Here is a 20126-nt window from a genome sequence, read left to right as displayed (position 1 = left end):
CTCAAACGTCTAGAGAGTTGGGCGTTTTAGTCAATTATCAATCAATTGATCAAATGACTACCATCTCAAGTAAGTACTGACTTGGTGGATAAATTTAACTATATAGAAGATATTCCTGTAATAAACCGACAGTCTGGTCCTGTTGATCAGCTGTCGGCTATTCACGTTGGTGGTTAAAGATTAATTTCATTTGGGCACATTTAAGGAGATTGTAAAATGAACGACAATAACTCGACCTTAAATTGTTATATTGAAATACCGGATGAGAAACGAAGAAATTTCCAAATTCAACTTGAAGTTTAAGAACTTTATATATTAACACTTCTCCCAAATAACAAGTATACTTAATAATATGGAGAAATATTTTTAGATATTAAACCTCCAGGTTTAATTCAATTTTAATAATTGTAAATTGGAGGACAAGTCTTTCTATGATAGATGAGTTACTGTTAGCTGCTGCTTATGGGCAATCTGTACTTGTGAAGCTAAAAGACCGACAAGAGGTAATAGGCAAGGCACTTATTTCTTGCTTTACTGATCGTACGAAAATATTGACATCTCAAGGAACTGTGTGGGTAATACATAAAGACATTGATTATGTCGAACGACTTGTTGATCATTAATATACACCAAAGGCCCCTGTCTGTATTATGTGGAACAAGGCCATCAGACAATGAAAAAAGCGATGGGCCTGTCATTCACCAATGAAGGCTTCTATACAATAGACCAGGTGATTTATCCAAAACATTGGATAAAACGCTTTATCATATTTTTTTCTTCTCCGATTTTGAGATGATGGACAAATTCTAAAAACACTATGGAGATCAACTCATCTAAACCCATTTTAAATGATGTGAACATCTGCTCTAAATCGTATAGAACAATTTCAAGACGTAATGCGGTTTTTCTTGGTATGGTTAATTCCAAGGTATAAAAATGAATTTTTCTCGGTCTATTCCGAATTTGTAGCGATGTGTGTCCTGGTGAGACCTCTACATACTCTTCGACCCGTTCGGTTTTAGAAAGGTACTGCTTCTTTTTATTTAGAAGGGAATTCTTTAGAATTTCTAATTTGGTATTCGTGGAAGCAACATACAAGAAATCCTTTAGAAGAAGGGCAATTAAATCGATGATCGTTAGCTGGGTTTCTTCATCGAGTTTATCTGCCAATTCGTCCAGAAATACTTGTGCTCGAAGGACTTCATACTCGGGTAAATCAACCTGTATAAATACATATGCTGAACGTGACAGTTTCGGAAAGATTGAACTCAGTAATCCCTTTATACTATTTTTATTTTGCATTGTTAGAAGTTCAGAATGAATTAGCTCATATTTTTTCATTAGTGAATTTCCTCCAAAAGGACAACCATTTGTTGAGATAAGTTTATGAATCAGAGTTTCCCATTATGACGAGTTTAAAATTATGGGAGAAGGAAATAATAGAGATAAAATAATAAAGAGGAGTAAGGGTGAGTTATTAATGAAGAGATTGAGTACTACTACTAAGTCTGAGGCGAGCATATTGGTTAAAATCATGAAGCAAAGCAAAAAGGAATTGGGCTTATCCGGATCATTAAGGAAAAAATAACTGACATATTAATAATCAAGCCCTATTACGAAGTGTAGGGATGTACATACATCTGACATACTTTGGCCGGCAGCTTAGCATGTCGGGAAGGGAAATTTTAATGAAATAATATGACTGTAAAGTAAAAATATATACAAGTGTTGTAAGCGAAAAACCCGGCCAATCGATGGTCGGGTCTTTCATTGGTTACTCCTTCTAGACAATAGAATTATTTCATTCAAGGAATGTATAAATGGTTAATGATAAACATATAATGTAAATTAACGATATTGCAAAATCATTAACCATTAGATATGATGGAGGTATAAAGGAGATGAAACTCATGAGTAAAGCTCTTATCGATCTTACCCGCAAGAATATAAACATTGGTTATGATGAGCAAAACGAAGGGATCTTACAGAAGGAGACAGAGTTTATTTTTAGCTTGATCTTTAAAACCTTTCTAGCCGCTTTTCAAGACAAAGTCGTAGGGATTAAGATTGATAAAAACATGTTGGATCTCACCCCTGCATACCTCTTTTCTCCAGAACATAAAAACAACCTAACTAAATGGTTAAGCCGTTTGGAATCGATGGATCTTCCGGCATCTGACTTGGAATTTGGCAAACTAAAAATTGATTTTGAGCAGTGGTATCTTCAACTAGGCGGTGAAAATATTGAATTCACCTTTAATGACGGTTTTCTCTTGACACCTCAAGAGGCAGCTGAAGCACTTGGAGTTTCAAAAGTGACGCTCAATAAATATATAAAACAAGGGTTGGAATGCGTCGATAATAGTGGTAAGCACCGAAAAATCCCCAAATATGCTGTAGAGCTACTGAAGGATCCGATTTATGGGATCCGCATGCAGATACTAGCCCAAGAGAAGAAGAAATGGAAGCAAACTCCTCAGGAACGTTTCGAAGAAATTCATGATGAAATTGGTGCTCTTCAACTGAAATATAAGAGTAAAACGTATCAAGAGGCATTTGCAATGTATGATGGTGATGAAATGGATGATCCTACTGATTATTACCGCTGGCAGAGTCTCGAAGAAGAACTAGCGGAGATTTTGAAACTAAGCGGGGGGACTCATGGCGGAGAATAAGATCGATCAGCTTGCAGCAAAAAAGCTTTATCCTGCAGACCTAAACGACATTCTTGAAAAGTTTGGACACTTATTGCAAGTATATAAGGAGTTACCAGACCGCGATTCAATTTATGGAAGCTATCGAAGGACTCTTAAGTGCTTGGATGTTTTGTTTCCGTTAAAAGAGCACCCGATTCATGGAAAAACGGGCTTACATGCCATAGAGAAATATGATGATGACGGTTATGTATGTAGGTATAGTTACAGTTGGAAGATCATTGTACCAAGACAGGGTGTACAATTAAACCACATTTCATCTTGGGGGAACGATCCCCACAATTCGCCCGGTACACCTCCAGAATTCATAATCGAGACAGAACCTCACCACCATCACCATGTTCCAGGAAATCGCCGGATAAGAAAAGAGAATTGGGATATCCATACACTCGATGAAGCATTTACCTTCGTAAAATTTTACATCGAATCGGGTGAAGAATACAAGGGAAGATAACTAGAGGCCGGTTTGCGGCCTTTTTTACTGTTTATAAACATGAAGATCATTTACATGCTGGTAATAAGCTGTTTTCATGGCTGGGGTGAATCATATATTAAATTGTCTCAGTGTTTGTTCTTTATTTACTAGGAGCATGTGTTAAAATTAGTGTAATTAGTACTAAAGTTCTATGCAAACTGGAGGCAGTATGAGCAAACTTACACTTCAACAATTAGAATCACATTTGTGGGAATCGGCTAATATTCTGCGCGGCAGTATCGACTCCTCAGACTACAAGAACTATATTTTTGGAATGCTCTTTTTGAAACGTCTGAACGACGTATTTGTCGAAACTGCGAAACGTATAGAGAAAGAAGAAGGCGACGACTACGGTTGGTATGATCGTGATGAGCATCAGTTCTTCGTTCCTGAACGTGCACGGTGGGAGCATATACAGACGCTGGCTCAAGATATTGGAGACGCAATTAACAAAGCTTTCGAAGTGCTTGAGGAAGAAAATGCATCTCTGCAAGGGGTACTAGCTACCATTGACTTTAATGACAAGGAAAAGCTGCCTGATAAACTCCTTCAGCGTCTTATTCAACATTTTACTGCTATAGAACTTTCTAATGGTAACCTGTCTGAACCAGACATGCTCGGCCGTGCTTATGAATACCTAATTAAAATGTTTGCTGATGATGCAGGGAAAAAGGGCGGGGAGTTCTATACGCCAAGCAAGGTTGTTGAGTTGATCGTTAAGCTTATTAAACCAGAAGAGGGCATGCGCATCTGTGATCCTACGGCAGGATCTGGTGGAATGCTTATTCAGTCTGTCGATTATATTAAGTCCAAAGGCGGTAATCCGCGTAACCTGACCCTTCATGGTCAAGAGCGTAACCTTAATACCTGGGCTATCTGCAAAATGAATTTACTCCTGCATGGACTAAGCGATCATTGGATTGCTAAAGGTGATACCATTCGTGATCCTAAGCTGCTTGAGGATGGAGAGCTTATCCTCTATGACCGCGTAATTGCAAATCCTCCGTTTAGCTTAAGCAACTGGGGACGCGAAGAAGCAGAGGCAGATACATTAGGGCGATTCCGTTTTGGTCTTCCTCCAAAAGATAAAGGGGACTTGGCGTTTGTACAGCATATGATGTCGACTCTGAATCATGAAGGGAAAGCTGGAGTTGTTATGCCGCACGGTATCCTGTTCCGTGGGGGTGCTGAAGCAGCTATCCGCAAGAGATTAATAGAAGAGGATCTTATTGAAGCAATTATTGGGCTGCCCTCTAATCTTTTTTACGGTACTGGTATTCCAGCGAGCATTATTGTCTTTAATCGCAACAAAGAGGAACACAGGAAAGGGCAAGTGCTGTTTATCAATGGTGCAAATGACTACCAGGAGGGGAAAAACCAGAACACCCTTCGGGATCAAGATATTGAGAAAATCGTATCAGCATATGACAGATGGGAAGATCAAGAGAAGTTTTGCCGAGTGGTGGATATTAAGGAGATCCGTGAGAATGACTTTAACCTAAATATAGCTCGTTTCATTGATTCGGCTGAGGAAGAAGATCAGATTGATGTGGCAGATGCACTGGCAGAGCTTCGTCAATTGGAAGAAGAACGGACACAGATTGAGGCCTCCATGTATGAATACCTGAAGGAGCTTGGGTACAATGAATGAAATCAATAGCTCATGGAGATGTGGGAAAGTTGGCGATATTTGTGAGCCTAGGAAAGGCAAGATCGATCCCAAAAAGGAACCAAGTCAGAAGTACATTGCTTTGGAACATATACATCAACAGACTGGCAGACTCCTTGGGGTTGGAGACTCCAAGGAAACAACAAGTATAAAAGCAATTTTTAAAGCCGAAGACGTTCTGTTTGGTAAGCTGCGCCCCTACCTAAGGAAATATTGGTTTGCAGAGTTTGATGGAGTTTGCGCAACTGAAATTCTCCCTGTTGTTGCAAAGAATGGTACCGATCGAAAATTCTTGTATTACATTTTTCAGCAAGATAAATTTATAGACTACTTAGATCAAAAATCATTCGGTACGAAAATGCCAAGAACTTCATGGAAAGATATATCTGAATATGACATATTGATACCCTCCTTATCTGAACAGCAAAAAATTGCAGATATCCTCACCTCCGTCGATAATGCCATCTCCAAAACTCAAGCCATCATTGAACAAACGGGGAAGGTTAAGAAGGGGCTCATGCAAAAACTTCTTACCAAGGGGATTGGACATACGAAGTTCAAGCAGACTGAGGTTGGTGAAATTCCTGAAGAGTGGAGAGTAGAATCAGACTTTATCAAAATCAAGTCAGGATATGGATTTAATTTAAGCGAGTATGCAGATGAAGGCGTTCCACTAATCAGAATAAATAACGTGAAACATGGTGAACTGGACTTTGATGATATCAAATTTCTACCAGAGACGTACCTTGAAAGCTATCATCAATTCGTATTAAACGAAAATGATTTGATACTAGCTTTGAATAGACCCATCACACAAAAACGCTTGAAAATAGCGAAGATATCTAAACAGCAGCTCCCTGCAATTCTGTACCAGCGGTTAGGTAAGTTGTTAATGGATAATTCAAAATATAACCAAGATTATATTTATTACTATCTTCAAAGTGAAAAATTTTTAGAGCAATTAAGCGCAACATTTGTTGGCTCAGACCAACCCTTTATCAAAACCAGTGAGTTTGCAAAATTAAGATTCTCTATACCTCCAATAGAGGAACAAAATAAAATAGTCGATATATTTAACTCAGTTTTTAATAAAATGCAATCAGAATATACAAAGTTAAACCATCTTCACGTTCTTAAAAAAGGGCTCATGCAAGTCCTTCTAACAGGTAAAGTCCGTGTCAAAATCGACGATCATGAGGCGGTGACCACATGACCTCAACAAGCGATTGGAACGAGAAGTATCTTGTTGAGAACAGACTAATCGAGCAACTCAAAGAAATGGGCTATGAGCATATTCATGGCCCCTCTTTAGATAAGGAGCGTGATTCAACACGTGTTGTTATCCTGCAGGATCGTCTCATTAACGCAATCAAGCGTTTGAACCCATGGATCAACGCGGCAAACTTGAACAAGATAGTACGGGGCATTATCCACATTGATGCAAGTAGTCCTATGGAAGCCAACGAGGTATTCCACAACATGCTGGTTAACTATACATCCATTCAACAGGACATGGGTAAAGGCAAGAAAAATCAAACAGTAAAAATCATCGACTTTGATAACCCGCTAAACAATGAGTTCCTCATTGTCGACCAATTCAGCATTAGTGATGCTAGTGGCACAATTAGACCTGATCTCATCGTCTATGTGAATGGCATTCCCCTTGTAGTGATTGAATGTAAGAGCCCGATGGTCGCTATAGATGAGCAGATCGGCAAAGCCGTTAAACAGCTCAGAAGATACCAGAATCAGTGTGAGCACTTATTCCATTACAACCAGTTCATGGTCGCGACGAGCAATGACCGTGCTAAAGTGGGAACAATAGGTGCTCAGCTCAAGCACTTCGGTGAGTGGAAAGACCCATATCCATTTACGTCACCTGAAGTAGGTGTTAATCCGACTCCTCAAGACATTCTGGTTGCGGGAATGCTATCCAAAGCTAATCTATTAGATCTCGTTCAAAACTTCATAGTCTTTGAACCTGACAACGGACGCATGATTAAGAAACTGGCTCGTTACCAGCAGTTCCGCGCGGTCAACAAAGCTGTTAACCGCCTCATGACGGCAAAATCCCCTCGTGAACGCGGTGGGGTCGTGTGGCATACGCAAGGCAGCGGTAAATCCTTAACCATGCTCTATTTAGCCGTGAAGCTACGTCGCATTGAGGCTCTAAAAAATCCAAGCATCGTTATCGTAACAGATCGATCGGATCTGGATGATCAGATTACGAACACATTCCGCCGATGTGGTTTTGCTAATCCACAGCAAGCATCAAGTGTAGCTCAGCTAAAAGAACTATTAAAACAAGGCCCAGGCTCAACTGTAATGACCCTTGTTCAGAAGTTCCAAACGAGTAATGAAGAAGCCCAATTCCCTGAGCTTTCAGACGCAGAAAACATAATCGTCATGGTCGATGAGAGCCATCGATCACAATATAAAGGTTTAGCTATGAACATGCGAACGGCGCTGCCAAATGCCTGTTATCTAGGCTTTACAGGGACACCGATCGATAAGGAAGACAAGAGTACTACGCGTACATTTGGCCCGTACATTGACAAGTATACGATTGAGCAAGCAGTAGATGACGGAGCTACTGTCCCCATCTTCTATGAAGCCAGATTAACCCAGCTTCATGTAGAGGGTGAAACATTGGATCAGCTGTTTGATCGCAAGTTCCGCGAGTATGACGAGAAAACGCGTGAGCGAATCATGAAAAAGTACGCCACGGAAGAGGCCATTGTCGCATCACCCAAGCGAGTTCAACAAATTGTATTGGATATTATCAAGCATTATGAAACCCATATCATGCCAAATGGATTTAAAGCTCAAATTGTTGCAGTCTCACGTGAAGCGGCAGTTATGTACAAAGATAAATTAGATGAACTTAGCGATCTAGAATCTGCTGTCGTGTTTTCTGGTGGGAACGACGATAAGGAAAACTTAAAAAAACACCACATAAGCAAAGATGAAGAGAAGTCCATTATAGCCCGCTTTAAGAAGCCATTGTCCGAGGACAAACTCGCTTTCATTATCGTTTGTGACAAGCTTCTTACAGGATTTGACGCACCAATTGAACAGGTTATGTACTTGGATAAGCCTCTTAAAGAACATAATCTGCTCCAAGCAATAGCGAGAACAAATCGTACTTATGAAAAAAAGGACTACGGCCTAATTGTAGACTACTTTGGTGTATCCCGCTTCCTTGAGAAAGCACTGGCCATCTTCTCTAAGCAAGACATTCAAGGTGCTCTTATGCCAGTAGAAAGTGAACTTCCTCGTCTTCAAACAAGGCATAGAGCAGCAATGAAATTTTTTGACTATACGCGAAAGGATGACGTAGAGTCATGCATTCAGCTTCTTGAGCCTGAGGATGTGCGGCAGCAGTTTGACCTAGCATTTAAACGTTTTGCATCAAGCATGGATATGATTATGCCTAATCCAAAGGCACAGCCATATGTTGCTGATCTACAATTCTTGGGAAAGGTTAGGCAGCTTGCTAAATCCCGATACCGTGATGAAGCCATGGATATTTCAGATTGTGGTGAAAAAGTAAAGCATCTCATTGCCGAGCACATGCGGGCATCTGCTGTTGAGATTTTGCACGACCCGATTGATATTCTTTCCAGCAAGTTTGAGAAGAAGGTTGATGAGCTCAATGGTAGTGAAGCAAAGGCTTCCGAGATGGAGCATGCAATTCGTCATGAGATCAGGGTCAAGATTCAAGAAAACCCCGTCTTCTATACTTCATTAAAAGAGAAGTTGGAGAAACTGATTGAGGCACGGAAACAACATCAGATGGACATTGTGGATTTAGTAGAGCAGCTTCGTGGCATGATCAACGACATGAGAGACAATTCCACAAAGAGTCAGATTAATGGTTTAACAAGGGAGCAGTATCCATTTTATCAGATGTTAGAAAAACAGCTTCCAGTCGAAGATGACAAGGAAGCATTAAAAGAATTGACGCATATCATTACGGAGATCATCGTTGAACAATCCGTTGTAGAGTGGACCAGCAAAGAAGACGTGAAAAGAGAAATGCGCCAAAAGGTTAAACGGCAGCTCCGTGTTACGAAATGCCCTAAAGATCAGATTGAGGAGTTAACCCAGAAGTTGATGGCGCTGGCTGAGGTGCATTATAAGAAATAGCATCTTATTTAGAGTGTGAGTATTGGGCCATGGATCCGCAGCCAATCTTTCCGTTCATCGTAATCAGGCAATATGGAACGCACGAACTGCCAGAAGTCCGATGAATGGTTCGGATACTTTAAATGGCCCATTTCATGAACGAGTACGTAGTCAATAACTTTCATGGGAGCCATCATGATTCGCCAATTGATATAAATGGACTGATCTGCCGCACAGGATCCCCAGCGCATTTTCTGATCCTTCAATTGTAATTTGGATGGAGATACTCCCATCTTGGGGCCGTATATTTTAAGCCGCTCAAGAAGTTTAGCTTGCCCATGCAGCATGTACCAATTGACGAGGAGTGAACGAAGTTGTTCAGCAACCTCACCCTGTGTAGTGTTCATTGGAACTGTACCTATAAAGCGGCCCTTTTGAAACAGCAATGAGGACTTGGCTGCCGTAGCTTCCTTTTGCACCTTTAAGCGATACGCTCTGCCGAGATAGAGGAACTTCTCTCCGCTTACGTATTCCTTGGGATTGGGCGGTAAATCGATCTCCTCAAATTCATACCACTTACTCATGATCCAAGGTGATTTTTTATGTAACACTTCCTGAAGCTTTATATCGTCCACTGAAGGAGGGATTATGACTTTGACTCCATCTATCCAGTCTACAGAGATAATGATATCTTTAGCGTCAGGTTTATATTCTAGGGTGTATTCAATTGTAGTGTTACCGTATTGGTAGTCAGGCATAAGCAAGGGCTCCTTGTTCATATTTCAACATTATAAGTATAACTCATTGGAAGGTGTCACATAAGCCGTGGAATAACAGGGTCAGCTGAACAATTATGATAAGGAGAAGTTAAATGAATACAATAAGCACTGATATCATTCCTTATTCTGACGTACATGAACAGCTTCCTTTACTCCTTGAGAAGCTATTAGGAGCTGATAAGTATCTCCTAAGTGAACTTACGAGAGGAAAGATCGAAAGAATATTGGGGACTAAATCAGCTGTGCCAGGTGTGTATTTAATAAGTCAAATTGACGATGAGATGCCAGTTTATGTGGGGAGATCAAAGAACCTAGCTCAACGAATTGGTACTGATCACAGAGCAATACAGAAAACCCAGGCAACGCTGGCTCTGAGACTTTGGAAGCAAGGGATTGAGGAGATTTCCTGCATGAAGACGGCTAGAGAGTACATGTACAAGAGATATAATGTACGCATGCTTCCTATAAATAATGTGTATACTCGGACAATATTTGAAGTTTATGCAGCCATGAACTTGTGTACGGAACAAAACTCATTTATGGAGCACTAGGTAGCAGCACTCATGGGTAGAAAAAAGAACATAATTATTTCCGGTGGAGGAGGATGAGGATGAATTCGAACAGAAATCGGATATCTGAAGATGAAGCTACAGGCTGGTTTGACGCGCTTAGAAGAGCGACTTTTAGGAAATACAAGAGAACAGGCAATGCAATAAACCCTAGCTAACTGCTGCGAGGTTTTTTTTTATTCAAAGACCTTTGTTAAACGAACAGCATGTAAAAGTCTGATGCTTACTTCAGCCTTTCGACTTTAACCTTGTCAACCTGGTCTTCAATAATCAATCAAATGGAAATCGTTCACGCTATCAACGAAGATCGCCGTGCTTCCCGTTCTAATTTCCTCCGAAATGGTGTAAGAGATGTACTTTTTCGCGGGGTATTATTGTGTTGGTGTAGCGAGTACATCCTTTAAATAAATTCGCTTTCCGGTTAATACATCATAGTTAAATGTATCTGTCCATTGCAGTCATGAGCACCGCCGTTTAACGAACACATATCATTGACTACAGAAATGAGGTTGTGGTTGTTATAAACCAGAAGTTTTTGTTTTTCCGTTTCAGCATCGGGTGTGGCGGGCCAACAGCATATTGTTTTAATATCAAGTTGATCTTCTGGATCGCCTTAGAGCTACTAATAATTCTAACGTAGGGATGACCTTTGTACGATTCATTTTTAATCAAGAAGAATAAAATAACTACTTGCGCTTGTGTTGGAGCGGCGCTGAACACAATATGGTTCGCAGGAACAAAATTCATTTCATTTAATGCTAGAGCGCTAAACTTTCATTTTAAATTTCCGGTTGGCGATACTCAGGCTAAATCCATAGTTTCAATATAAAAAGCGTTAATAAACACTTTCAAGGTATTCTTGTGAAAAATATGCAATATAATGCTGATGTCGAAAAATTTCTAAATCAAAATATTAGTACTATACAAAAACAAATAGATAGATTAGATAAAGAGATCTATCGATATTTGGAAATTAAGAATCAATTTAAGCGGGTAAATAGCATGATGAGACCACCAACGGATTTGCCAATTGAGTTCGAAGGGGAGAAGGGCTTAGATATAACCGAACAATTTGTACTTCTGAGTGGAGTTTATAAGTTCGAGATAACGCCAAAAGAATCAGGGTATTTCTACGTGAAATTGTATTCACCTAAAGGATTGTGAATCGATATCATTTGATGGAGAGAACAATCGTGTGTACAGAACCTTAATTGACTTGGATAAGGACAATACTTACTTTCTTAAAGTTGATGCTAAAGCGAATTGGAAAATACTTATTGATGAAGCGTTTGAAGTGAGCATACACTATTTGGTTGGCGTGTTTCATAGCTGAAGGTGTGACCTTATTGAGTTTTACACGATAAAAAGCTTACGGATATCGTGATTTATTGACACCACAAGGAATTATAAAGCAGATATCAGGGGATAACCCATCGATTGTAGGCTGTATTTTTAAAAATTTATCTAGAAACCATATTTGTTATTGTTCCGGCCATCCCGTAAAGGATGGCTTTTTTAAACCTAGACATCACGAGAACTTTATCATAAATGACGAAATTTCATAAAAGATGGAGAACCATTATTAATATATAATGATACCCTACATTGCACCGTTTCTATTACTGTATTATATCTCGTTTGGTATTTATTGCTCTACTTAAAACAATAACAAAACTCCCCGGTCTATTACACAAGGCCTTTAAGTTTACTCCACTTGTACGTTACCGAATTCATCTACCCAAAAAAATTGAAATGGCATGGAGTTTTTCAGCCAATTAATTCGGGGTATCAAGTTTTTGTAAGTAGTAAAACCAACAGGTAAAGCAATGCCTAGCTGAGCCTCAGGATTTTCGTCGTGGTAGAGGAGGAGATCAAAGATTGCATTTGAAAACCAGTGACGAGCCTGAATATGCTGGCTTTTTTGTGGGTAGCCCTTTACACTTATCCATAGTTCGCTACCACTTTTTGAAGCAATGATATCTTTTCCTGATGAACGGGATATTGTATCCGCGACACTGTGAATTGTGTATCCATTTAATACAAGGTACCTTACAACTTTACTTTGCACATTGCCTTCCCAGTACCACGGGGTGTTTTCGCTGTTTAGTTTTACTGACCGCAGTGAGTCCAGTTTTTCGCCAGATGTTTTTACTTCGTTAAGGAATTGATTTATTATTTTAGATTTATGGCAATGCTCGCATACTCCCTCATATCGTTTGATTATTGAAGCTTCACCAGGAGAGCGGCAAATAGAGTAAACTGTTTGTCTTGGCTTAACATTAGCAGAGTTTGATAAGCAATCATCACATAACGTTGCATGTGTTATTGAAGAAAGTATTTTATCTTTATTGGACATTGACATTTAAACCTCCTAGATCAAGATCATTTCATTGAAAATATTATAATTCAAAATATCACTGAGTTTTCTATTATTCACTTGGGGTTTACATCTAAGATTCTCCGAAACTAATATTGACTGATGATAAAAATAAAAATAAAAATGGATGGAGGACAGATATGGTGAATTTTGATCGGGCAAAAGCTTCAGTGGGCTTATCTAATTTTGTTTTATACTACGAGGATTATCGTAAATATTTTGATCAGCCTACTGCTTCGAACAAGGAACAACTAGCCCAGAAGTTATTGATTTCAAATCCAAAAGCGTCGTCAATTGGTGCACAGGTCACCAGAATAAACTACACAACTATCATTTTCTCTAATAAGTGGGAAAAGGAGATGCTTAAAGCAGCAATTGACTCAAGTCATCCGAGCGTGACAGCAGCCATAAAGACTAAAGCGAGGGAGCTATTGAAAAACCTTTAATCTAGGCTCTGTTAAACCTTGTTGTTGATATTCGATGCATACGAACTAATGTTCTATAATTAGGGTAATATCACTGTTCGGAGTTGATTTACCCATGGATTTAAAGGAACTGAAGAGACTTGCTGATACATTGGACGATAATGGTAAGCGAGAGCTTATCTACTTTTTGCAGTCCCGAACCAAGGTGTGGCGGTTCCAGTTCGAGCGATTGATGAAATTTAAGAGCAGAAGCATAAAGAGGGACTCGTCTGCCCGCATTGCAAAAACCATTCTGTTGTGCGATTTGGGAAGTACGCTGTAAAAACCCGTACTGGAGAGGTTAAACGTCAACGTTACCGTTGTAAGTCCTGTCGTCATACGTTCAATGACCTTACAAATACCCCTCTGAAACGAACGAGGAGACCTCATAATTGGATTCGCTTTATTGAATGTATGATTGAGGGTTATTCACTGAGAAAATGTTCAGAGCAGTTAAATGGTGAAGTCACGCACGTCACCTTGTTTTACTGGCGACATAAGATTCTTGCCGCTCTAAAGCAGATTCCAACTGAAGCGTTCCAAGGAATCGTTGAAATGGACGAAACGTATTTCTTATTCTCCGAAAAGGGCAACGGAATATTGCCGATCGTAAGCCACGTAAACGCGGCGGAAAAGCCAAATATCGTGGTATTAGTAATGACCAAGTATGTGTACTCGTTGCCCGTGACCGTCAGAAAACGACTTACTCTGTCGTACTTGGGCGTGGACGTATTCGGACTACAAAATTGGATGAAGCGATTGGAGGTCATATATCTGCCTCAAACGTGCTTTGCACTGATTCGTGGAGAGCATTCAGTTCCTATGCGAATTCAAAGGGCTTGGCTCATTACCGATTTAGTCCGACGGAAAGCAACGTGTAAAGGGCGTGTACCATATCCAAAACGTAAACAGCTACCACAGCCGCTTAAAAAAGTGGATGGATCGCTTTAACGGCATTGCAACTAAATATTTGCAACATTATTTGGCTTGGTTTCGGTACTTTACACAGTAGCAAGGAATATGAGAATACAGCATCGAATAAGAAAAATATGTTGGTGAAACCATGCCTGTTTTCTGTGACCGACACGAATGACAAACTTCGGCTTTCTGCTTATACTTGTTAAACGAACGGGCAGTAGAGTGTGGTGAGGTATAGCACCCTTAGAAGGAATAAACAGGAAGGGTCACCCATCTTGATATGAAAAGGATGTGTTTTTAGGTGAACTCTCAAAATAAGATCGTTCGACTAATTTCCACCACACAGTCACGATCAAAAGAATGGGCTATATATGCTGCTAGTATTTGGGCTTTCACGTTTGCAGCTATGAGTTTCTACTGGGCAGCTGGTGGAACCTTGGGTGTGGATACTCTTGGGAACGGGATCAAAGAAATGGCTCTGGCTCGCGAACCCGGTTTCGTAATGATTTTGTGGATTACCGCCGCTCTAAAATTCCTCCTAGGACTGCTTGCACTTGTACTACTTCGGCGATGGGGTCGCTCAATAACTCGGTGGATGCTATGCGTCTCTTCTATTGGTGTTGGTTTAGGTATGGTCTTGTATGGAGGGGCAGGTTTGATTAAGGTTGGACTCATGAAAGCTGGTATCGTCAGTATTCCTAGTGCGATTGGCTCGGATGCCGTTCATTGGTATCTTATGCTTTGGGAACCCTTTTGGCTGGCTGGAGGGATTCTATTCCTTATTGCAGTTTGGCAATTCAACCGTGGACATAATCATCGTCTTCTAATGAGATAATGCTCTTGTCAAACGACATTACCTGGCAAGAGGAGTAATGGAACTAGATGAATCTTGGTAGAAATAGTATTCCGTGAGGTGTTTGAAGAAACTGGATTAAAAGGTAGAAGTTGAACTTCCCATAGGTGCATACACTAAATATTTTTGATGTTTTAATTACGCTAAATGATTGAACTAACGGAAGTATGATAGCTCAATAAGCCGCCTCTTCAACGAGGCGGTGTTCTTATCGTAAAAATCAACATCAGGATTTAACATAGCCTTAATCTAAAATAGATTAATTAGCAAGTTTTGTCGGATCAGAGTAATCTTCACTGCAAAAGGGTAGTTGAAAAAGTGAGTTCCCCACAATTATAGTATAATAACTTATACGAATAACTGGAGAAAGGGGGGGCGACAGGTGGCAAGAACGAAAGCTTTTGACACGAATGAGGTCCTGCATAAGGCTATGAACATCTTTGGGAATCGCGGCTATGAAGGCACCTCGTTACCGGATTTAATCACCGGGCTGGGCATTGCCCGTCAAAGTATATACGATACGTATGGAACGAAATGGGAGTTGTTTTTCGCAGCAGTTAAGCACTATATGGATCAGAAGAATCAGGAGTTGAAGAAGCATTGTGAAGGGCCTGGAACGGTCGTTAACAAGGTGGAACTCGTCTTTACTACCATCATTAAGGTCCTAATGGACCCCGAACAGCGCCTGCAATGCTTCATTATTAGCAGCGCGATCGAGCAGGCCCCTCATCATGAGGAGCTGGCTGCTTATTTGCAGGCGAATACCGAACTGTCGGAGCAGATCTTTTACACGATGCTGAAACATGCGGTGACAGAAGGGGAAATAAGCACAGAGGTGAACATCCGAGAACTTGCCTGTTTCCTTGTACATGAGCGGATCGCTCTGATAACGTCAGCCAAGCTCGGAATGGATGAGCCGAAGCTGCGTGGCATCATGCAAATGGTACTGTCCGTCTTCCGGACGATGCAAGGCGGCTAAGCGGTAAGTCTCTTATACAAGTGAATCCCTGAACCCAAAAGGCTCTCCTGTGGTCATCTTAAGAGATGATGACAGGAGAGCCTTTTTCTCACAGTGCCTTTTGGTTATCCATTGAAAACCAAGTCTTGTTTAGCGAAATGAATTGTTCAAGGGAACGCGGCTCTCGTCCGGTTACACGAAGTACCGTGTCCGTAACGTGATCCTCCATTCCTTCGAGGCGGATGCTGACATCCATACCGGCCAGGTATTCGGCATAGCTTTCCGGCAAGCCGGAGGCCTTATGCCGCTCTGTAAGTTGCTCTGGTGTGATACGGATATGCTTGGCGTTCAGGCCGGTAACGCTGCGAATCACTTTGGCCACATCGTCATAAGTGAGGGATTCTGGGCCAGTAATGATAAGCTCCCGGTTATGGGGCTCCTTGTCGGTTAGGGCATGGAAGCCTACAGCTGCAATATCATCGGCGTCGACGAAGCCTACCCGGCCGTCTCCGGCTGCAGTATAGATAAGCCCGCTATGGCGCAAAGAATACCCATGCCCGTGTCCGGCATTTGTGAAGTTCTGCATGAAGTAGGAAGGGCGCAGTACGGCCCATTCGGGGGCGTGCTGACGAAGATAATGGTGAACGGCTCCAAAGACAGGTCCATTTTCCGGAATTGAGGCACTGGATAATAGGACGAAGCGCTTAATCGAGGCGTCTAGTGCTCTGCGGATAAAAGGAATCATGACCTCTTCAGGATTCATACTTGCAGGTGCAACCAGATACACAGCATGAACGTCCTTTAGGAGCTCATCGTGGTTAGAGTCATCGAACCAGTCGAACAGGGCGTGTTCACCAATTTTTTTATCCCCGGGCTTAGGTATACTGCGTCCGGCTCTTCGAATCAGGTAACCTTGACTGTCGAGCAGCTGTGCAATGCGTGAGGAGGTTTTGCCCTCTCCTCCCGTTAGTAGAATACGGGTGAATGATTTATTATGCATACGGATATCTCCTTCAGTTCTAATTGTTGTCCTATATCAGTTACGCTAAGGGATTCCAGTAATCCTGATAGCGGACAATCCTTCCATCTTGAACTTCGACTACGGATATATAGCTTTGCTCATAAGGTCTGCCTGAGACCAGGTTTTTGCCGCTCGCTCCGAACTGAGCGAAGAACACCGGGGCGCCGGCCGCAACATGAATGATCGGTGCAGTGAATGAGGTGATCTCAAGCACCTTTCCTAACTTCTCCAAATACTCCTTTAGTGCAGCCTTTCCCTCCAGACGTTTAGGATTAGGTTCCTGTGCATAAGGAAATTCGAAGACGATATCTTCAGCAAACAAATCGATAAATGCAGCATAATCCTTACGAATATAACGGTCTGCGAAAAGTTGAATGAGCTGCTCAGCTTGCTCGTGTGACAAAGTACTCATTTCAGTTGCCTCACTTTCTTGAGAGAATGGGTTTTTAGCCAATTGGTGGAAGGCCTAGACTCACTATATCACTTTCCGGACCGATCAGTCAATATAATTCGGACTGATTGATCAAAAAAATAATTCTAATCTCTTTCTTTGATAAAACAAAATTAGCTCATAAGATGGGGAGAGATATCAAAAGAGTGATTTTGTGGTGGACAGCCGTCATGCAACGCCATACCGCGCGCTGGGAACTTAGATCAAACTAAGTTATAGGGAGAAACGATGTATGAGAAAAAACGGTTCTGAACTTTATGAGGATATCTTTCCAGGCGCCCGTAATGACACTGTTCCAGCCCGTCATAAATTAAATAATGAAATAGTTGATAAGCATAGTAGTGCATAAAAGGCTTCTCCCGTTATATGATAATTGAGTATTCCTTTCCTAAATAGTGACGCATAAGAGTAAGGATGAAATATATGATCCAATTTTATTTTTTGGGGGATAAAATATGGAATTTCATGCAATAAGATTATGTGTTGTTGATTTCCAGAAAAGTCTAACGTTTTACAGAGACATTCTTGGTTTTCATGGGTGGCATGATAATGAACAGCAATATGCATATTTTGAGGATATAAACATCGCTCTATTTTCACAAAAGAAAATGTTAACAGCCATATTTGCAGAATATCAACCAACAGAATTAATAAATCAGCAAGCAAAATTTATCATTCAGTTTGAAGTGAAGGATGTTGACGAGTATTATGATCTCTTGAAAAATAAGGGTATCGAATTTATAAATAAACCTCATGATCGAAATGATTGGGGTTCGCGAGTTGCCCATTTTTATGACCCGGATAATAATATCATTGAAATTTATAAAGTAAACCGCGGTTAAATCACCGCCAGAGTCCTGTAACCGGTGAATTAGAGGAACTTGAAAGTAACAAAGATAAGTGGTGGGAAGCATATCTCGTTTATTGTTAAAGGACGGTATAAGAAATGTGAAACAGTCATTATGCTCCCTCGTACAATGTAGTTTTCTAACGAATGTTCGCTTATGGCACTCATCATGTGGATAAATCTTATTAAGAATATAAAGGGCTTGGTTCAGATAGATCCAGCAACTAAAAGAATGCAATCATGTCGTAAAATCTGAGACAACTTTGGAGGTGTTTTTTGCGTTGGCAACAAGAGTCAGCCATCCAGTAGAAGTGAAAAAGAAAGCTACTAAAATGAGGCTGGATGGCATTCCAGTGAAAGAAGTCATGGACCAACTGAACCCATCGTACCGAGGCGCTCGTTTTTGTGCAAAGAGCAAATTATTCATTTTACAGGAATTTTAACGAGAACGATAGTTGAATAACCAACAAGGATGAAGCTGCCGGTGCTGATCGGCAGCTTCATTAAGCTATTCTAGCTAATAGCTTGTCAATATTTAATTCTTAATGGTTAAAGTCAAAGGTGCTATACTTAAAAGAAAGCATAACAAATAACCGTCCCACAGGATTTGGGAAGGTTTTCCTCAGAAGGTGAGCCTTTCTTGTTTAGCTCAGTCGAAATGCTTCTTTTTTGGTTAGAATCGCATAAACCCAATGGATCAGCTTGTTTACACAGGCAATTACGGCCACTTTAAACGGTTTGCCTTCAGCACGCTTTTTCTCGTAATAAGCTCGGAGCTTTTGGTTGCGAGAGCTACGCAGACCACAGCGTACGGCTTGGTATAAGGCCGTTCGGAGTCTTCTGGAACCGCGTTTAGTAATCGTGTTTCGGGTCGCTGTAAACTTGCCGGAAGAGAACACGCTTGGATCGATACCGGCAAATGCAACCAGCTTTTTTGCATGATCAAATCGATCGATTTCCCCGATTTCAGCCAGAATTGTTGCAGCAATTTTGGTGCCAATGCCAGGTATCGATTGGATCAAATCATATTCCTGTAATTCTTCAGCTAGAGCATCTATCGACTGGTCAAGGTTGGCTAGATGCTCCTGGTACTGAAGAAGTAGGTTAATAAGCAACTCCAGTGAGATAAGATGGCTTGGAAAAGCTGTCTCCTTGAAAGGATTGCGCTCCGCGGCAGCCATTAGTTTCTGGGCACGTTCAAGCGCCCAAGTGGAAGAACGCCCAGCAAGGCACTGGATCGTTGCCGTGATATCTTTCAGGGATCTGACCAACACTGATTGAGACGTAGAGTGAAGAGTCAGAAAACGAAGTGACACCTTCGAATACAGGTCACCAAACACACCATGATATTCCGGAAAGACCTGATCAAGAACCGCCTGAAACTGTAGCTTCGCTTGCACATACATATCCGTTAAAGACTCATGCTGCCGTGTCAGATAGCGCAAATTCATCAGATATTGGCCGCGCTTTTTATAAGGTTCCAACTCTTCTTTGTAAAACAATTCCCCCAGTTGGTACGCGTCAGCAATATCCGTTTTCACCTTACGTAAGTTGGTTTTTTTGGCCTGATGTGAAATCAATGGATTAATAACGATGTACAAGTACTGATGCTCATCTAGAAACTGAACGACAGGGCTATGGTAATGCCCGGTTGCTTCTAACACGACGGCAGGACGCAGACCTGTAAAGAACTCAAGCTCCTGTGCGTATCGCAGAAAAGACATTAGCCCCTCGAGATCATGCCCAAAACGGAAGATTTTGCCGTGAGGCATTCCTCGATTTGAAAAAGCTTGTGCATGACTTTCTCCTTTGGAAATATCCAACCCGATGACGGGATTCATTCAATCACTCCTAGTCTATATTCGCCGGCAGCCCCTAACCTTCTTGTCGTCCATATTATCGC

At 41.1% G+C, this 20126-nt stretch carries 17 protein-coding genes and 1 pseudogene; 12 read left to right on the top strand and 6 right to left on the bottom strand.

The features are described 5' to 3' along the window. Positions 1-735 precede the first annotated feature (735 nt). Entirely contained in the window at positions 736-1341 is a 606-nt protein-coding gene (locus tag MKY74_RS34760; protein WP_076176295.1) for a hypothetical protein, read from the bottom strand. A gap of 569 nt (positions 1342-1910) precedes the next feature. On the opposite strand from MKY74_RS34760, the gene MKY74_RS34755 reads away from it, so the two are divergent. From MKY74_RS34755 to MKY74_RS34735, 5 genes are all read left to right on the top strand, one after another. After that, on the top strand, positions 1911-2675 hold the full coding sequence (locus tag MKY74_RS34755; RefSeq protein WP_076176417.1) for a helix-turn-helix domain-containing protein: 765 nt from the start codon (positions 1911-1913) through the stop codon (positions 2673-2675). Next, positions 2662-3168 carry a DUF6516 family protein gene (locus MKY74_RS34750; RefSeq protein ID WP_076176294.1) on the top strand — a complete coding sequence of 169 codons (507 nt, stop codon included), beginning with the start codon at positions 2662-2664 and terminating at the stop codon, positions 3166-3168. The genes MKY74_RS34755 and MKY74_RS34750 overlap by 14 nt, the downstream gene beginning before the upstream one ends. Positions 3169-3358: 190 nt before the next feature. Beyond that, positions 3359-4840, top strand: coding sequence for a type I restriction-modification system subunit M (locus MKY74_RS34745; RefSeq protein ID WP_076176293.1), 1482 nt, complete (start codon positions 3359-3361; stop codon positions 4838-4840). Beyond that, positions 4833-6071, top strand: coding sequence for a restriction endonuclease subunit S (locus MKY74_RS34740; RefSeq protein ID WP_076176292.1), 1239 nt, complete (start codon positions 4833-4835; stop codon positions 6069-6071). Before MKY74_RS34745 ends, MKY74_RS34740 begins: the two co-directional genes overlap by 8 nt. Beyond that, positions 6068-9007 (top strand): type I restriction endonuclease subunit R, encoded by a 2940-nt coding sequence (locus MKY74_RS34735; RefSeq protein ID WP_076176291.1) that lies wholly within the window; start codon positions 6068-6070, stop codon positions 9005-9007. Before MKY74_RS34740 ends, MKY74_RS34735 begins: the two co-directional genes overlap by 4 nt. An 8-nt stretch (positions 9008-9015) precedes the next feature. Here MKY74_RS34735 and MKY74_RS34730 read toward each other — a convergent pair whose 3' ends face one another. Then, entirely contained in the window at positions 9016-9744 is a 729-nt protein-coding gene (locus MKY74_RS34730) for a M48 family metallopeptidase (RefSeq protein WP_076176290.1), read from the bottom strand. Positions 9745-9857: 113 nt separating this feature from the next. On the opposite strand from MKY74_RS34730, the gene MKY74_RS34725 reads away from it, so the two are divergent. Next, positions 9858-10316 (top strand): GIY-YIG nuclease family protein, encoded by a 459-nt coding sequence (locus MKY74_RS34725; protein WP_076176289.1) that lies wholly within the window; start codon positions 9858-9860, stop codon positions 10314-10316. Positions 10317-12039: 1723 nt separating this feature from the next. Here MKY74_RS34725 and MKY74_RS34720 read toward each other — a convergent pair. After that, positions 12040-12690, bottom strand: coding sequence for a hypothetical protein (locus tag MKY74_RS34720; protein WP_076176287.1), 651 nt, complete (start codon positions 12688-12690; stop codon positions 12040-12042). Positions 12691-12851: 161 nt separating this feature from the next. Here MKY74_RS34720 and MKY74_RS34715 point away from each other — a divergent pair, with 161 nt between their 5' ends. The 4 genes and pseudogenes from MKY74_RS34715 to MKY74_RS34700 all read left to right on the top strand — a co-directional run bounded on the left by MKY74_RS34715 (position 12852) and on the right by MKY74_RS34700 (position 15925). Continuing rightward, positions 12852-13157 carry a hypothetical protein gene (locus tag MKY74_RS34715; RefSeq protein WP_076176286.1) on the top strand — a complete coding sequence of 102 codons (306 nt, stop codon included), beginning with the start codon at positions 12852-12854 and terminating at the stop codon, positions 13155-13157. Positions 13158-13379: 222 nt separating this feature from the next. After that, positions 13380-14299 (top strand): annotated as a pseudogene (locus MKY74_RS34710) (IS1595 family transposase); the annotation flags it as partial. A 95-nt stretch (positions 14300-14394) separates the two neighbouring features. Next, positions 14395-14928 carry a DUF3995 domain-containing protein gene (locus MKY74_RS34705; RefSeq protein WP_084204231.1) on the top strand — a complete coding sequence of 178 codons (534 nt, stop codon included), beginning with the start codon at positions 14395-14397 and terminating at the stop codon, positions 14926-14928. 400 nt (positions 14929-15328) lie between these two features. Next, on the top strand, positions 15329-15925 hold the full coding sequence (locus tag MKY74_RS34700; RefSeq protein WP_076176285.1) for a TetR/AcrR family transcriptional regulator: 597 nt from the start codon (positions 15329-15331) through the stop codon (positions 15923-15925). Positions 15926-16013: 88 nt separating this feature from the next. On the opposite strand, the gene MKY74_RS34695 is transcribed toward MKY74_RS34700, so the two are convergent. Together MKY74_RS34695 and MKY74_RS34690 are read right to left on the bottom strand one after the other, a co-directional pair. Then, positions 16014-16904: an NmrA family NAD(P)-binding protein gene (locus MKY74_RS34695; RefSeq protein ID WP_076176284.1), complete on the bottom strand. Its 891-nt coding sequence runs from the start codon at positions 16902-16904 to the stop codon at positions 16014-16016. Positions 16905-16944: 40 nt separating this feature from the next. Beyond that, positions 16945-17337 carry a nuclear transport factor 2 family protein gene (locus tag MKY74_RS34690; RefSeq protein WP_076176281.1) on the bottom strand — a complete coding sequence of 131 codons (393 nt, stop codon included), beginning with the start codon at positions 17335-17337 and terminating at the stop codon, positions 16945-16947. 494 nt (positions 17338-17831) lie between these two features. Between MKY74_RS34690 and MKY74_RS34685 the strand changes: the two genes are divergently transcribed. Both MKY74_RS34685 and MKY74_RS34680 read left to right on the top strand, forming a co-directional pair. After that, on the top strand, positions 17832-18218 hold the full coding sequence (locus tag MKY74_RS34685) for a VOC family protein (RefSeq protein ID WP_076176279.1): 387 nt from the start codon (positions 17832-17834) through the stop codon (positions 18216-18218). Between the two features lie 286 nt (positions 18219-18504). Continuing rightward, entirely contained in the window at positions 18505-18666 is a 162-nt protein-coding gene (locus MKY74_RS34680) for a hypothetical protein (protein ID WP_167372938.1), read from the top strand. A 201-nt stretch (positions 18667-18867) separates the two neighbouring features. Here MKY74_RS34680 and MKY74_RS34675 read toward each other — a convergent pair whose 3' ends face one another. Continuing rightward, entirely contained in the window at positions 18868-20064 is a 1197-nt protein-coding gene (locus MKY74_RS34675; RefSeq protein WP_076177140.1) for an IS110 family transposase, read from the bottom strand. Positions 20065-20126: the final 62 nt, after the last annotated feature.

This window comes from Paenibacillus sp. FSL R5-0378 (genome assembly GCF_038009285.1).
Classification (GTDB): Bacteria; Bacillota; Bacilli; order Paenibacillales; family Paenibacillaceae; genus Paenibacillus_AQ; species Paenibacillus_AQ favisporus.
This window is presented reverse-complemented; position numbering and strand designations above follow the sequence as displayed.